Source organism: Amycolatopsis sp. NBC_01307 (assembly GCF_035975215.1).
Classification (GTDB): Bacteria; Actinomycetota; Actinomycetes; order Mycobacteriales; family Pseudonocardiaceae; genus Amycolatopsis.
This window is the reverse complement of record NZ_CP108403.1, coordinates 6938877-6952723: the sequence shown is the minus strand read 5'-3', so window position 1 is coordinate 6952723 and position 13847 is coordinate 6938877. Positions and strand designations below refer to the sequence as shown.

Genomic DNA, 13847 nt, shown 5'->3' with positions numbered 1-13847 from the left:
CATCGCTTAAGGAGACGCCGTGCTGAAGAGTGCAATGCTCCTCGCCGCTGAAGGCGAGACGCACAACCCGATCATCCCCGACATTTCGGAGCTGATCCTCGGCATCGTCGCCTTCCTGATCCTGCTGTTCATCCTCAAGAAGTACGTCGTCCCTCGCTTCGAGGCCGCGTACGAAGAGCGTGCGCAGAAGATCGAGGGTGGCATCGAGAAGGCCGAGAAGGCTCAGGCCCAGGCCGAAGCCGCGCTGGCGGAATACCAGGCGCAGCTGAAGGAAGCCCGTGGCGAGGCCGCGAAGATCCGTGACGACGCCCGGCTCGAAGCCGAGCAGATCAAGGCGGAACTGCGGGCCGAGGCCGAGTCCGAGTCCCAGCGGATCGTCGCCCAGGGCCAGGCTCAGCTGCAGGCCCAGAAGGCGCAGATCATCGCCGAGCTGCGGGCCGACATGGGCCGCAACGCCGTGGAGCTGGCCAGCCGCATCGTCGGCGAGTCGCTCGAAGACGAGGCGCGCCGTCGTGGCACCGTCGACCGGTTCCTCGCGGAGCTGGACACGGCCGGTGCCGCTGGTGGAGCGGGGAAGTAGACCCGAATGACGTTGCATGCTGCGAGCCGTGAAGCGCTCGGCCTCGCCGAGGAACGCCTCGGCGAGGTTCTGGCCGACGCGGGAGCCGACGCGGCCACGGTCGGCGACGAGCTGCTCTCCGTCGTCGACCTGCTGGACCGGGAGATCGGTCTGCGCCGGGCGGTGAGTGACGCCTCGGCGACGCCGGAGTCGCGCACCACGCTGGTGCGCCGGCTGTTCGACGGCAAGCTGTCCGAACCGGCACTGAAGGTGCTCGACGCCGTGGCGGGCAGCCGCTGGTCCAGCCCTCGTCAGCTGGTCGACGGGCTCGAGTCGCTCGGGCACTCCGCGCTGCTCACCGCCGCCGGGAAGACCGGCAACATCGACGCCGTCGAGACCCAGCTGTTCCAGGTCTCGCGCGTCGTGGCCAACCACCCGGAGCTCGAGACCGCCCTGGCGGACCTCGCTGGTCCCGCCGACGCGAAGCGGTCGCTGGTGCGCGGGCTGTTCGCCGACAAGGTGGACGTGGTCACCGAGACCCTCGTCGAGCAGGTCGTCCGCCGGGCCAAGGGCCGTGGTGTCGGCGCCGGGCTCGACGCGCTGGTCAAGCTGGCCGCGGAACGCCGTCAGCGCTTGGTCGCCTACGTGACCAGCGCGAGCCCTCTGACCGACGAGCAGACCACCCGGCTGGGCGAGAAGCTCGACACCATCTACGGGCGGTCGATCGCGCTGCACGTCGAGGTCGATCCCAGTCTCGGCGGCGGGCTCGTCGTCCGCGTCGGCGACGAGATCATCGACGGGAGCGCGGCGGGTCAGCTCGCTGCCCTGCGCAGGCGGCTGGCCCGGGCCTAGTCCCCGGCCACACAAGACTTTGCATACTGGCAAGAACGAAGCGAGAGCGGGAAAGACATGGCCGAGCTGACGATCTCCTCGGATGAGATCCGTAGCGCGATCGAGAACTACGTCTCGAGTTACGCCCCGGACGTGAGCCGGGAAGAAGTTGGCGTCGTGATCGACGCGGGTGACGGTATCGCCCACGTCGAGGGCCTCCCCTCGGCCATGGCCAACGAGCTGCTCGAGTTCCCCGGCGGCGTCCTGGGCGTCGCACTGAACCTGGACGCGCGCTCCATCGGTGCCGCGATCCTCGGCGACTTCGAAAGCATCGAAGAGGGCCAGCAGGTCAAGCGCACCGGCCAGGTCCTGTCCGTGCCGGTCGGCGACGGCTACCTCGGCCGCGTCGTCAACCCGCTGGGCGCCCCGATCGACGGTCTCGGCGACATCGAGACCACCGACCGCCGTCCGCTGGAGGTCAAGGCCGCTTCGGTGGTCGAGCGCCAGCCGGTGTCGGAGCCGCTGCAGACCGGTATCACCGCCATCGACGCGATGACCCCGATCGGGCGCGGCCAGCGCCAGCTGATCATCGGTGACCGCAAGACGGGCAAGACCGCCGTCGCCGTGGACACGATCATCAACCAGAAGTCCAACTGGGAGACCGGCGACGAGAAGAAGCAGGTCCGCTGCATCTACGTCGCGATCGGCCAGAAGGGCTCCACGATCGCCGCGGTCAAGAAGTCCCTCGAGGACGCGGGCGCGATGGAGTACACCACCATCGTCGCCGCACCGGCCTCGGACTCGGCCGGCTTCAAGTGGATCGCGCCGTACACCGGCTCGGCCATCGGCCAGCACTGGATGTTCGAGGGCAAGCACGTCCTCATCGTGTTCGACGACCTGACCAAGCAGGCCGACGCGTACCGCGCGATCTCGCTGCTGCTGCGCCGCCCGCCGGGCCGCGAGGCCTTCCCCGGCGACGTCTTCTACTTGCACTCCCGTCTCCTCGAGCGGTGCGCGAAGCTCTCGGACGAGCTGGGCGCCGGCTCGCTGACCGGGCTGCCGATCATCGAGACGAAGGCCAACGACGTGTCGGCCTACATCCCGACGAACGTCATCTCGATCACCGACGGCCAGTGCTTCTTCCAGTCGGACCTGTTCAACGCCGGCCAGCGCCCGGCCATCGACGTGGGCATCTCGGTGTCCCGCGTGGGTGGTGCCGCGCAGGTCAAGGCGATGAAGTCGGTTTCCGGCTCGCTCCGCATCGACCTGTCGCAGTACCGCGAGCTGGAGGCGTTCGCCGCCTTCGCCTCGGACCTCGACGACGCCTCGAAGGCGCAGCTCGAACGCGGTGCCCGGCTGTACGAGGTGCTCAAGCAGTCGCAGTACTCGCCGATCCCGGTCGAGGAGCAGGTCTGCACGGTGTGGCTGGGCACGAACGGCCACTACGACTCGGTCCCGACCGAGGACGTGCGCCGCTTCAACCACGAGTTCCTCGACTCGGCCCGCCGCAAGCACGACGACGTCCTTGGCGCGATCCGCGACTCCGGGAAGTTCGAGGACGCGACCGCCGAGAAGCTGGTCGCCGCGGTGAACGAGTTCAAGAAGGAGTTCACCACCGCCGACGGCAACTCCCTGGTCGGGGTGGACGCCGACGCGATGGACGCCGACAAGGTCGGGCAGGAGACCGTCAAGGTCAACAAGCCCGCCCCGAAGAAGTGAGCTGATAGCTCATGGCCGCACAACTCCGGGAACTCCGGTCGCGCATCAAGGCGACCAAGTCGATCGGCAAGATCACCAAGGCGATGGAGCTCATCGCCACCGCGCGCATCACCAAGGCGCGGGCGAAGGTCGCCGCTTCCCGGCCGTACGCCGACGAGATCACCAAGGTGCTCTCGGCGCTGGCCGGTGCGGCGGCCAACCTCGACCACCCGCTGCTGGTCGAGCGCCCGAACCCGAAGCGGGCCGCTGTCCTGGTCGTGACCAGTGACAAGGGCCAGTGCGGTGGTTACAACTCCAACGTGCTGCGTGCGACCGGCGAGCTGCTTTCCCTGCTTCGCGACGAGGGCAAGGAAGCTCGGGTCTACGTCACCGGTAACAAGGGCCTGAACTACTACCGGTTCCGCGGCCGCGAGGTGGTGGACGGCTGGACGGGCTTCTCCGACCAGCCGAACTACGCCGCGGCGGTCGAGGCGGCCGAGACCCTGGTCGAGTCGTTCATGGCCGGCGTCGACGACGGGCACGGCAACGCCGACGGCATCGAGGGTGTCGACGAGATCCACATCGTCTACACCGAGTTCGTGTCGATGCTGACCCAGCGGCCGATCGCCAAGCGCGTCGCGCCGCTCGAGGTCGAGTACACGGACGGCGACGAGGAGCAGAAGCCCACCGGCGACCTGCTCCCCAGCTACGAGTTCGAGCCGAGTGCCGACAAGCTGCTGGACTCGCTGCTGCCGAAGTACATCAACACGCGCATCTACTCGGCGCTGTTGGAGTCGGCGGCGTCCGAGCTGGCCGCGCGCCGGACGGCGATGAAGGCCGCGTCGGACAACGCGAACGACCTGGTCGGCAACCTGACGCGGGAGATGAACCAAGCGCGCCAGGCGCAGATCACCCAGGAGATCTCCGAAATCGTCGGTGGCGCGAACGCGCTCACCGCAGCAGGAAGTGATGATTGATGACCAGTACTGAAGCCCCGCGCGCCAAGGGGCGCATCGTGTCGGTGACCGGTCCGGTCGTCGACGTCGAGTTCCCGCGCGGTTACGTTCCCGACCAGCACAACGCGCTCAAGGTCGAGATCGAGTTCGAGCAGCTGCGCAAGACGGTGACGCTCGAGGTCGCCTCCCACCTGGGTGACAACCTCGTCCGCACCATTTCGCTGCAGCCGCAGGACGGTCTCGTCCGCGGTGCCGAGGTCACCGACACCGGTGGCCCGATCACCGTGCCGGTGGGCGACAAGGTCAAGGGCCACGTCTACAACGCGCTCGGCGAGTGCCTCGACGAGCCCGGCTACGGCGACGACCTCGAGCGCTGGGGCATCCACCGCAACCCGCCGTCCTTCGACCAGCTCGAAGGCAAGACGGAGATGCTGGAGACCGGCCTGAAGGTCGTCGACCTGCTCACCCCGTACGTCCAGGGTGGCAAGATCGGCCTGTTCGGCGGCGCCGGCGTCGGCAAGACGGTGCTCATCAAGGAGATGATCACCCGTGTCGCCCGGAACTTCGGTGGTACGTCGGTGTTCGCCGGGGTCGGCGAGCGCACCCGTGAGGGCAACGACCTCTTCCTGGAGATGAGCGAAGACGGCGTCATCAACGACACCGCCCTCGTGTTCGGCCAGATGGACGAGCCGCCGGGCACGCGCATGCGCGTCGCCCTGTCCGCGCTGACCATGGCGGAGTACTTCCGCGATGTGCAGAACCAGGACGTGCTGCTGTTCATCGACAACATCTTCCGGTTCACCCAGGCCGGCTCGGAGGTGTCGACCCTGCTGGGCCGGATGCCGTCGGCCGTGGGTTACCAGCCGACGCTGGCCGACGAGATGGGCCAGCTGCAGGAGCGGATCACCTCGACCCGGGGCCGGTCGATCACCTCGATGCAGGCGATCTACGTCCCCGCGGACGACTACACCGACCCGGCCCCGGCCGCGACGTTCGCCCACCTGGACGCCACCACCGAGCTTTCGCGTGGTGTCTTCCAGAAGGGCATCTTCCCGGCGGTGGACCCGCTGGCGTCGACGTCGACGATCCTCGACCCGGCCATCGTCGGCGAGGACCACTACCGCGTGGCTTCCGAGGTCATCCGGATCCTGCAGAAGTACAAGGAACTGCAGGACATCATCGCGATCCTCGGTATGGACGAGCTCTCGGAAGAGGACAAGCTCACCGTCCAGCGCGCCCGCCGGATCGAGCGCTTCCTCTCGCAGAACATGCTGGTCGCGGAGGCGTTCACGCAGATCCCGGGCTCGACGGTGCCGCTGTCGGAGACCATCGAGTCGTTCGACCGCATCGCCAAGGGTGACTTCGACCACTACCCGGAGCAGGCGTTCCTGGGTATCGGTGGCCTCGAAGACCTCGAGAAGAAGTACAAGGAAATCACCAAGAAGTGATCTCCTGAGGCGGCGGGGGCAGTGTCCATTGTGGACTCGGGCCCCCGCCGTTCTCATACCGGGATACAGACCTATTACACTCGGTGGCAACACCCCGAGCGAAGGAGTGCTACGTGGCTGAGATGTCCGTGGAGCTGGTGGCCGTCGAGCGCCGTCTCTGGTCGGGTACCGCCACTTTCGTGGTGGCCCAGACCACCGAGGGCGAGATCGGCATCATGGCCGGTCACGAGCCCGTGCTCGGGCAGCTCGTCGAGGGTGGCGTGGTCAAGGTGACGACCACCGACGGCGAAACGGTCTGCGCGGCCGTGCACGGCGGTTTCCTGTCGGTCACCGGCACCGGGGTGAGCATCCTCGCCGAAAGTGCCGAGCTTTCCGACGAAATCGACGTCGACGCGGCGAAGGCGGCCTTGACCGCCGACGACGAGACCGAGCGGACCAGGGCCTCGGCCCAGCTCCGCGCGGCAGGTCAGTCGGTCTGAGCGAGCGACGGGCAGGAGCCGGGCCGTGCAGATCACCGTGGTGGTAGTCGGGCTCCTGATCGTGCTCGTGGTGCTGGTCGGCTGGTACGGCCAGCGGTGGATCCGGATGCGCCGCGGTGGGGGCGTGAGCGTCGCGCTGCGGTGGCGTCCGGACAGCGCGCGGGCCAGCTGGCACCTGGGGCTCGGTCGCTACGAGGGTGACGAGTTCGTCTGGTACCGGGTGTGGAGCCTGCGCAGCGGCCCGGACCGCGTCTTCCAGCGCGCGAGCATGCAGATCGCCGACCGCCGTGACCCCTCCGGCAGCGAGGCCTACGCGGTTCCCGAAGGCGCCATCGTGCTGCGCTGCGAGTCCGAGACCCAGGAGGCGATCGAGATCGCCATGGGCCCGGGCGCGCTCACCGGGTTCCTCTCCTGGCTCGAGTCGGCCCCGCCCGGACGACGACTCCCGCGCGCGTCCTGACCTGCTGTCTCACTCTGCTGTCTCAAACCGAGACAGCCAGGGTCGCCGTTTTGGCCTACGGTTGAACGCATGATCTTCATCGTGGTCAAGTTCCCGGTCAAACCGGAGCACGCCGAAGCCTGGCCGGACATCGTGGCGGACTACACCAAGAACACCCGCGCCGAAGCGGGCAACCGGTTCTTCGAGTGGTCGCGCAGTCTCGAAGACAAGAACACGTACGTGCTGGTCGAGGGCTTCGAAGGCCAGGACGCCGCCGTCGCGCACGTCGGCTCCGACCACTTCAAGTGGGCCACCGAGAACCTGGGTGCCTACATCTCGGACAACCCGCAGATCATCAACGTCCAGGACGCCTCCGACTGGGGCCCGATGGCCGAGATCGCGCCCCACTAAACTGGGGTTCGTGACCCTCGTCGACATCCCCGGCTCCAAGTCCGTCACCGCCCGAGGCCTGTTCCTGGCCGCCGCCGCGCGCGGCACCACCGTGCTCGGCCGTCCGCTGCACTCGGACGACACCGAGGGCTTCGCCGAGGGGCTCGTGAAGCTCGGTTACCAGGTCGACCGGCGGCCGGACGCCTGGACGATCGAGGGCCGGCCGTCGGGGCCGGGCGTGGCGTCCGCCGACGTCTTCTGCCGCGACGGCGCCACCACGGCCCGCTTCCTGCCCGCGCTGGCCGCGGCCGGCACCGGCACCTTCCACTTCGACGCGTCCGACCAGATGCGCCGGCGTCCGCTGGGCCCGCTCACCGACGCGCTGCAGGAGCTGGGCGTCGACCTGACCTTCGAGGGCGAGCCGGGCCACCACCCGCTGACCGTCCGCGCGAACGGCGTCAAGGGCGGCGACCTGACCCTGGACGCGGGCCTGTCGTCGCAGTTCCTGACGGCGTTGCTGCTGCTCGGGCCGCTGACCGCGGAGGGCCTGCGGATCACCGTGACCGACCTCGTGTCGGTGCCGTACGTCGAGATCACGCTGGAGATGATGCGGCGCTTCGGCGTCGACGTCCGCCGCGAGGGCAAGACGTTCGTCGTCCCGCCGCAGCCGTACCAGGCGTGCGACTACCCGGTGGAGCCCGACGCGTCGACGGCCAGCTACTTCTTAGCCGCGGCGGCGGTCACCGGCCGCACGGTGACCATCCCCGGCCTGGGTTCGACGGCGCTGCAGGGCGACGTCCGGTTCGTGGACGTCCTCGAGCGGATGGGCGCCCACGTGCAGCTCGAAGAGGACTCGGTGACGGTCGCGGGCCCCTCGGACGGCCTGCGCGGCATCACGGTGAACATGCGCGACATCTCCGACACGGTCCCGACGCTGGCGGCGATCGCGCCGTTCGCGGCCGGCCCGGTGCGCATCGAGGACGTCTACAACACGCGCATCAAGGAGTGCGACCGCCTGGACGCGTGCGAGGAGAACCTGCGCGCGCTCGGGGTGACGGTCGAGACGGGCCGCGACTGGATCGAGATCCAGCCGGGCGTGCCCGCCGGTGCCCTGGTCAAGTGCCGCCGCGACCACCGGATCGCGATGGCGTTCAGCATCACCGGACTGCTGGTGGACGGCATCACGCTGGACGACCCGGAGTGCGTGAAGAAGACGTTCCCCGGCTTCCACCAGGCCCTCGGGTCGCTGCGGGAGAGCTGGGGGATCTAGGAGGGCTGCCCGCCCGGCTGCCACAGCACGTCACCCTCGGGATTGGCCAGCCGGGCGAGGATGAACAGCAGGTCCGACAGCCGGTTCAGGTACTTCACCGCGATCGGGTTCGTCGTCTCCGGCTCGGCTTCGTACAGCTCCCACGCCGAGCGCTCCGCCCGCCGCGACACCGTGCGCGCCTGGTGCAGGAACGCCGCGCCCGGGGTGCCGCCGGGCAGGATGAACGACGTCAGCTTGGGCAGGCGGTCGTTGAAGTCGTCGCACCAGCCTTCGAGCCGTTCGAGGTACTTCTCGGTGATGCGCAGCGGCGGGTAGGGCGGGTCGTCCTGGATCGGCAGGCAGAGGTCGGCGCCGACGTCGAAGAGGTCGTTCTGCAGCACGCGCAGGACGTCCGTGATCTCGGCCGGCAGCGCGCCCATCGCGACGGCCAGCCCGATGACGGAGTTCGCCTCGTCGGTGTCGGCGTAGGCGCCCAGCCGGGGCGAGGTCTTGGGCACGCGCGACCCGTCGCCGAGCGCCGTCGTGCCGTTGTCGCCGACCTTGGTGTACACGCGGTTGATGCGAACGACCATGAAGCCACCATAGCGGCCCCCGCCCGGGTCGAATCCGGGCGAGAGGGCATGATTGGCGGCCATGAGCGAGCACTTCGACGTGCATGGCGGAGCCCGGCTGGTCGGCGAGGTCGACGTGGTCGGGGCCAAGAACAGCGTGCTGAAGCTGATGGCCGCGGCCCTCCTCGCGGAGGGCACCACGACCATCACGAACTGCCCGCAGATCCTCGACGTCCCGCTGATGGGCGACGTGCTGCGGAGCGTCGGCTGCGAGGTCGTCATCGAGGGCGACACGGCCACCATCACCACGCCGGCCGAGCTGTCCTACCGCGCCGACTCGGCGGCGATGGGCAAGCTGCGCGCTTCCGTCTGCGTGCTGGGACCGCTGGTGGGCCGGCTGAAGCAGGCCGTCGTGGCGCTGCCGGGCGGTGACGCGATCGGCTCGCGGCCGCTGGACATGCACCAGAACGGCCTGCGCAAGCTGGGCGCGACGAGCACCATCGAGCACGGCTGCGTCGTCGCGAAGGCCGAGACGCTGGTCGGCGCGCAGATCTGGCTGGACTTCCCGAGCGTCGGCGCGACCGAGAACATCCTGATGGCCGCCGTCCTCGCCGAGGGCACCACGGTGATCGACAACTGCGCGCGCGAGCCCGAGATCGTCGACATCTGCACGATGCTCGTGGAGATGGGCGCGAAGGTCGAAGGCGCCGGGACGTCGACGCTGACCGTGCACGGCGTGGAGCAGCTGCACCCCACCGAGCACAGCGTGATCGGCGACCGGATCGTGGGCGCCACCTGGGCGTTCGCCGCGTCGATGACCCGCGGCGACCTGACCGTGCGCGGGGTCAACCCGCACCACCTCGACCTGGTGCTGGACAAGCTCCAGCTGGCCGGCGCCGAGGTCACCACGTTCGGCGACAAGGGCTTCCGCATCGTGCAGGCCGAGCGGCCGCAGGCGGTCGACTGGGTGACGCTGCCGTACCCCGGCTTCGCGACCGACCTGCAGCCGTTCGCGGTCGCGCTGTCGGCGGTGTCCGAGGGCACGTCGATGATCACGGAGAACGTCTACGAGGCCCGGTTCCGGTTCATCGAGGAGATGATCCGGCTCTCCGGCGACACCCGCACGGACGGCCACCACGCGGTGGTCCGCGGCGTCGAACGGCTCTCCAGCGCGCCGGTCTGGGCGTCGGACATCCGCGCGGGCGCCGGGCTGGTGCTGGCCGGGCTGTGCGCGGACGGCGTCACCGAGGTCTGGGACGTCTTCCACATCGACCGCGGCTACCCGCACTTCGTCGAGAACCTGAACCGCCTGGGCGCGCGCATCGAGCGCGTCAGCGGCGAGCCCGACCGCACCTGAGCCGTCACACGTCCTGCGCGCCCAGCGCGCGCAGGACGTACTCCACCAGCCGGTCCAGGTAGTCCGGCTCCACCGGGGCCCGGCGGACCACCATGCGCCAGTAGATCGGCGCGCCCAGGACGTCCATCGCCATCTCGACGTCGAGGTCCGCCCGCAGCTCGCCGCGGTCCAGCGCGCGGCGCAGCATCACCTCCGCGCGGTCGCGGCGCGGGCCGCCGATGCTGGTGCGCGCGCTTTCGGCCATCTCGGGGTTTCGCGCGCCCTCGGCGACGAGGTCCGGCAGGATCCGCGAGAACACCGGGTGCGTGAGCCAGTCGATCATCGCCTGCAGCGTCACGCGCAGGTCGCCGCGCAGTGAGCCGGTGTCTTCGAGCACCGCGCGCGACACGCTGAACTCCGCGACGACCGCGGTGATCATCTCGTGCTTCGACGTCCACCGCCGGTACAGCGCGCTCTTGCCGACCCCGGCCCGCTTCGCCACCGCTTCCATCGACAGCCGCCCGTAGCCCTGCTCGGCGAGCTCGTGCAGCACCGCGTCCGTGATGGCCTGGGTGACTTCGGGCTGGAGGACCGCGGCGCCGGTCGGGGTGTGTGCCATGACGCGCAGTCTAGCGGGTGGACGGAACGGTACCGTCCCGTCTACAGTGACGTCGGGACGGTACCGTCTCGTCCAAACGTCGAAGGAGGCATCCGTGCGACCGAGCGAACTCGTCGAGCACGCGCTCGACCTGCTGGTGAAGCACGACATGGCCGGGTTCGCCGGGCTGTGGGCCGAGGACGGCGTCCTCGAGTTCCCGTTCGCCGCGGCGGGCTACCCGGCCCGCGTCGAGGGCCGGGACGCCATCGCCGACTACCTGCGGGGCTACCCGGACCTGCTCGACGTCCGGGCGATCACGGCGAAGACCGTGCACGAGACCACCGACCCGGGCGTGGTGGTCGTGGAGATGACCGCGGCCGGTGTCGTCGTCGCGTCGCAGAAGCCGTACGAGCTGTCCTACATCGCCGTGCTGACGGTCGAAGACGGCGAGATCCGGCGCTACCGCGACTACTGGAGCCCGCTCGCCGCGGCCGAGCTGATGGGCGGCGTCGACGAGCTGACGGCGGCGTTCGCCGGGAGCGACCGTGGCTGACGTCCTGGTCCTCGGCGGCACCGGCACCACCGGCGGCCGGGTCGTCGCGGGCCTGCGCGCCCTCGGCGTGACGGCGCGGGCCGCCACGCGCCAGGTGCGCGAACCCGGCCAGGTGCGCTTCGACTGGACCGACCGCGGTTCGCAGGTGGCCGCGTTGCACGACGTTTCCGCCGTGTACCTGCTCGCCCCGATCGGCGAGGCCGAGCCCGCGCGGCTCGTCGAACCGTTCCTGGCGGACGCGCTCGACGCCGGCGTCCGGCGGGTCGTGCTGCTCAGCTCGTCGGCCGTCACCGCGGACTCGCCCGGCCTCGGCGAGCTGCAGCGCCTGGTGCGCACCGCGCCGGAGTGGACCGTGCTGAAGCCGTCGTGGTTCATGCAGAACTTCACCGGCGAGCACCTGGTCGCCCAAGGCGTGCGGGACGGCGAGATCGTCACGGCCACCGGGGACGGCCGGGTGGCGTTCGTCGACGCCGGCGACATCGCGGCGGTCGCCGTCCGCGCGCTGACCGACGCCGAACCGCACAACACCGAACACGTGCTCACCGGCCCTTCGGCGGTGAGCTACGCCGAAGCCGCCGAGATCGTCGCCGCGCACACCGGACGTCCGGTGCGGCACCGCGCGGTGAGCACCGCCGAGTTCGCCGCTTTGGTTACCGCGTCCGGGATTCCCGCCGAGTTCGCCGCCGTTCTCGCCGCGCTCGACGAGGACATCCGCCGCGGCACCGAAGACCGCGTCACCCCGGCCGTCGAAGAGGTCACCGGCCGGCCCGCTCGTTCGTTCCGCACCTTTGTGATGGAGGAAATCCGATGAAGCAGCTCATGTTCACCGAGGACCCGCAGTTCTGGTTCGAGACCCTGCGCCTGTTCGGCCACGCGGCCTACGGCGGTTCGGACTTCGGCGAGGTGCTCGCGGCGGCGTCGACCGTGACGCCGGGGGACTACGACAGCTGGCACGACGCCTACCGCGCCCTGGCCGACCGGCTGTACGCCGAAGCGGCCGACGCGAGCCCGGTCACCGCGCGGGACCTGCTGCTGCGCGCGTCGACGTACTACTTCTCGGCGGACTTCTTCCTGCACGGCGACCCGGCGGACCCGCGGATCGCGGCGGCGTACGACCGCAGCGTCGAGTGCTTCCGGCGCGCGGGCGTCGCCGAGCCGGTCGAAATCCCGTACGAAGGCACGGTGTTGCAGGGCTACTTCTACCGCGCGCCCGGCGCCGGGCCGAAGCCGGTCCTGGTGATGCACAGCGGTTTCGACGGCAGCGCCGAGGAACTCCACTTCTTCGGCGCGGCGTCCGGCGCCGAGCGCGGCTACCACGTCCTGACCTTCGACGGCCCCGGCCAGCCGAGCGCGATGCACCGCGACAAGCTCGTGTTCCGGCCGGACTGGGAGCACGTCGTCACGCCGGTGGTGGACTTCGTGCTCGGCCTCGACGGCGTCGACCCGGCGCGGATCGCGTTGCTGGGCGTCAGTCTGGGCGGCGAGCTCGCGCCGCGCGCGGCGGCGTTCGAGCCGCGGCTGGCGGCGGTGATCGCGGTCGACGGCGTCTACGACGCGGGCTCCGCGGTGACGTCGATGCTGCCGTGGGACCGCGACGAGATCGTCCGCCGCGCGAACGCCGAGCACGACGAGGAGTTCGACGCGCTGCTCGCCGCCGGCCGGCAGGCCAGCTCGACCCTGCGCTGGGCGTGCGACCACGGCCGGTACGTCCTGGGCGCGGCGACGGACCGAGAGTTCGTCGCGAAGTACCTCGAGTACACGCTCGAAGGCGGCGTCGCGGAGAAGATCACGTGCCCGACGCTGATCTGCGAAGCGGCGGACGACCTGTTCTTCGCCGGTGAGACGGAATCCGAGCCGCGCCGGCTGTACGAGCACGTGACGGCGCCGAAGACGTTGCTGACGTTCACGGCGGAGGAAGGCGCGGACGCCCACTGCCACGTCGGCGCCCAGCGGCTCGCGACCGGCCGCGTCTACGACTGGCTGGACCGCACGCTCTAGCTTTCGACGGCGAGCGCGGCCCCGAAACCGAGCAGCGCGGCGCCGGTCACGCCGTCGAGGGTGCGGCGGACCCGGCGCCGCAGCAGCCACGCGCGAATCCGGTGCACCCCGGCGACGATGACGAGCTGCCACAGCGTCGCGAGCACCCCGACGGTCCCGGCGAGCACCAGCGCCTCGGCGACGGTCGAGTCCGGCGTGAGGAACTGCGGCAGCATCGAGAGGTAGAAGACGAGGACCTTCGGGTTGGTGAGGTTGCAGAGAAAGCCCTCACGCCACCGCCGCCCACCGCGGGGCGCATCGGCGGCGAGGGCCCGGTAGTCCCCCCGCCACGCGGCGACGAGCGCTTTGACGCCGAGATAACCGAGGTAGCCGGCACCGGCCCAGCGCAGAGCTTCGAAAACGGGTTCGGACCGGACGATCACGGCACTCAACCCGAGCGCGGCGGCCAGGCCTTGCGCGAGGTTCCCGGACCCGATGCCGAGCGCGGTCAGCACCCCGCCCCGCCGCCCGCCGGCGAGCGAGTTCTTGAGCACCAGCGCGGTATCCGGCCCGGGCACGACGAGCACGAGAAGGACGAAGAGCAGGTAGGTGCCGTAGGTTCCCCAGGTCATGCCACCGAGGCTAGGACGCACGGCGGCGGTTGTCGCCGGATCCCGGAATGCGGTCCCGCCGGGCGCGGCCGAGGCTGTCGCGACGCCCCTTCGAGCCACGGCCACCCAGGCCCGCCCCCACCCTCCTCCA

General features: G+C 70.1%; 16 protein-coding genes. 13 read left to right on the top strand and 3 right to left on the bottom strand.

What is annotated here, in order from left to right; all coding sequences use genetic code 11:
• Positions 1 to 34: 34 nt before the first annotated feature.
• From OG439_RS30070 to aroA, 9 genes are all read left to right on the top strand, one after another.
• The gene (locus tag OG439_RS30070) at positions 35 to 580 is read left to right on the top strand and encodes a F0F1 ATP synthase subunit B (protein WP_371827651.1); all 546 of its coding nucleotides are present in this window, start codon (positions 35 to 37) and stop codon (positions 578 to 580) included.
• A 6-nt stretch (positions 581 to 586) separates the two neighbouring features.
• On the top strand, positions 587 to 1411 hold the full coding sequence (locus tag OG439_RS30065) for a F0F1 ATP synthase subunit delta (protein WP_326944137.1): 825 nt from the start codon (positions 587 to 589) through the stop codon (positions 1409 to 1411).
• Between the two features lie 57 nt (positions 1412 to 1468).
• Positions 1469 to 3109, top strand: coding sequence for a F0F1 ATP synthase subunit alpha (atpA, locus tag OG439_RS30060; protein WP_326944136.1), 1641 nt, complete (start codon positions 1469 to 1471; stop codon positions 3107 to 3109).
• Positions 3110 to 3120: 11 nt separating this feature from the next.
• Positions 3121 to 4065: a F0F1 ATP synthase subunit gamma gene (locus OG439_RS30055; RefSeq protein WP_326944135.1), complete on the top strand. Its 945-nt coding sequence runs from the start codon at positions 3121 to 3123 to the stop codon at positions 4063 to 4065.
• Entirely contained in the window at positions 4065 to 5492 is a 1428-nt protein-coding gene (gene atpD / locus OG439_RS30050; RefSeq protein ID WP_326944134.1) for a F0F1 ATP synthase subunit beta, read from the top strand. The genes OG439_RS30055 and atpD overlap by 1 nt, the downstream gene beginning before the upstream one ends.
• A gap of 113 nt (positions 5493 to 5605) precedes the next feature.
• Entirely contained in the window at positions 5606 to 5971 is a 366-nt protein-coding gene (locus tag OG439_RS30045; RefSeq protein ID WP_247057106.1) for a F0F1 ATP synthase subunit epsilon, read from the top strand.
• Positions 5972 to 5996: 25 nt separating this feature from the next.
• Entirely contained in the window at positions 5997 to 6431 is a 435-nt protein-coding gene (locus OG439_RS30040) for a DUF2550 domain-containing protein (RefSeq protein ID WP_247057104.1), read from the top strand.
• Positions 6432 to 6500: 69 nt separating this feature from the next.
• Complete coding sequence (locus tag OG439_RS30035; RefSeq protein WP_326944133.1) at positions 6501 to 6821, top strand: putative quinol monooxygenase; 321 nt, start codon at positions 6501 to 6503, stop codon at positions 6819 to 6821.
• A gap of 10 nt (positions 6822 to 6831) precedes the next feature.
• Entirely contained in the window at positions 6832 to 8070 is a 1239-nt protein-coding gene (gene aroA / locus OG439_RS30030) for a 3-phosphoshikimate 1-carboxyvinyltransferase (protein WP_326944132.1), read from the top strand.
• Here the strand turns inward: aroA and OG439_RS30025 are convergent.
• Positions 8067 to 8642, bottom strand: a complete 576-nt coding sequence (locus OG439_RS30025) for a cob(I)yrinic acid a,c-diamide adenosyltransferase (protein WP_326944131.1) — start codon at positions 8640 to 8642, stop codon at positions 8067 to 8069. The genes aroA and OG439_RS30025 overlap by 4 nt on opposite strands.
• A gap of 61 nt (positions 8643 to 8703) precedes the next feature.
• Here OG439_RS30025 and murA point away from each other — a divergent pair, with 61 nt between their 5' ends.
• Positions 8704 to 9978, top strand: a complete 1275-nt coding sequence (gene murA, locus OG439_RS30020; protein ID WP_326944130.1) for a UDP-N-acetylglucosamine 1-carboxyvinyltransferase — start codon at positions 8704 to 8706, stop codon at positions 9976 to 9978.
• A 4-nt stretch (positions 9979 to 9982) separates the two neighbouring features.
• Here murA and OG439_RS30015 read toward each other — a convergent pair whose 3' ends face one another.
• A complete protein-coding gene (locus OG439_RS30015; protein WP_326944129.1) occupies positions 9983 to 10576 on the bottom strand; it encodes a TetR/AcrR family transcriptional regulator in 594 nt (197 codons plus the stop codon).
• 94 nt (positions 10577 to 10670) lie between these two features.
• On the opposite strand from OG439_RS30015, the gene OG439_RS30010 reads away from it, so the two are divergent.
• From OG439_RS30010 to OG439_RS30000, 3 genes are read left to right on the top strand one after another with little or no spacing between them, the layout of a single operon-like run.
• Positions 10671 to 11108 (top strand): nuclear transport factor 2 family protein, encoded by a 438-nt coding sequence (locus tag OG439_RS30010; protein WP_326944128.1) that lies wholly within the window; start codon positions 10671 to 10673, stop codon positions 11106 to 11108.
• Positions 11101 to 11919, top strand: a complete 819-nt coding sequence (locus OG439_RS30005) for an NmrA family NAD(P)-binding protein (protein ID WP_326944127.1) — start codon at positions 11101 to 11103, stop codon at positions 11917 to 11919. Before OG439_RS30010 ends, OG439_RS30005 begins: the two co-directional genes overlap by 8 nt.
• A complete protein-coding gene (locus OG439_RS30000; protein WP_326944126.1) occupies positions 11916 to 13106 on the top strand; it encodes an alpha/beta hydrolase family protein in 1191 nt (396 codons plus the stop codon). The genes OG439_RS30005 and OG439_RS30000 overlap by 4 nt, the downstream gene beginning before the upstream one ends.
• Here the strand turns inward: OG439_RS30000 and OG439_RS29995 are convergent.
• Positions 13103 to 13717 (bottom strand): LysE family translocator, encoded by a 615-nt coding sequence (locus OG439_RS29995; RefSeq protein WP_326944125.1) that lies wholly within the window; start codon positions 13715 to 13717, stop codon positions 13103 to 13105. The two genes, OG439_RS30000 and OG439_RS29995, sit on opposite strands and share 4 nt — an antisense overlap.
• Positions 13718 to 13847: the final 130 nt, after the last annotated feature.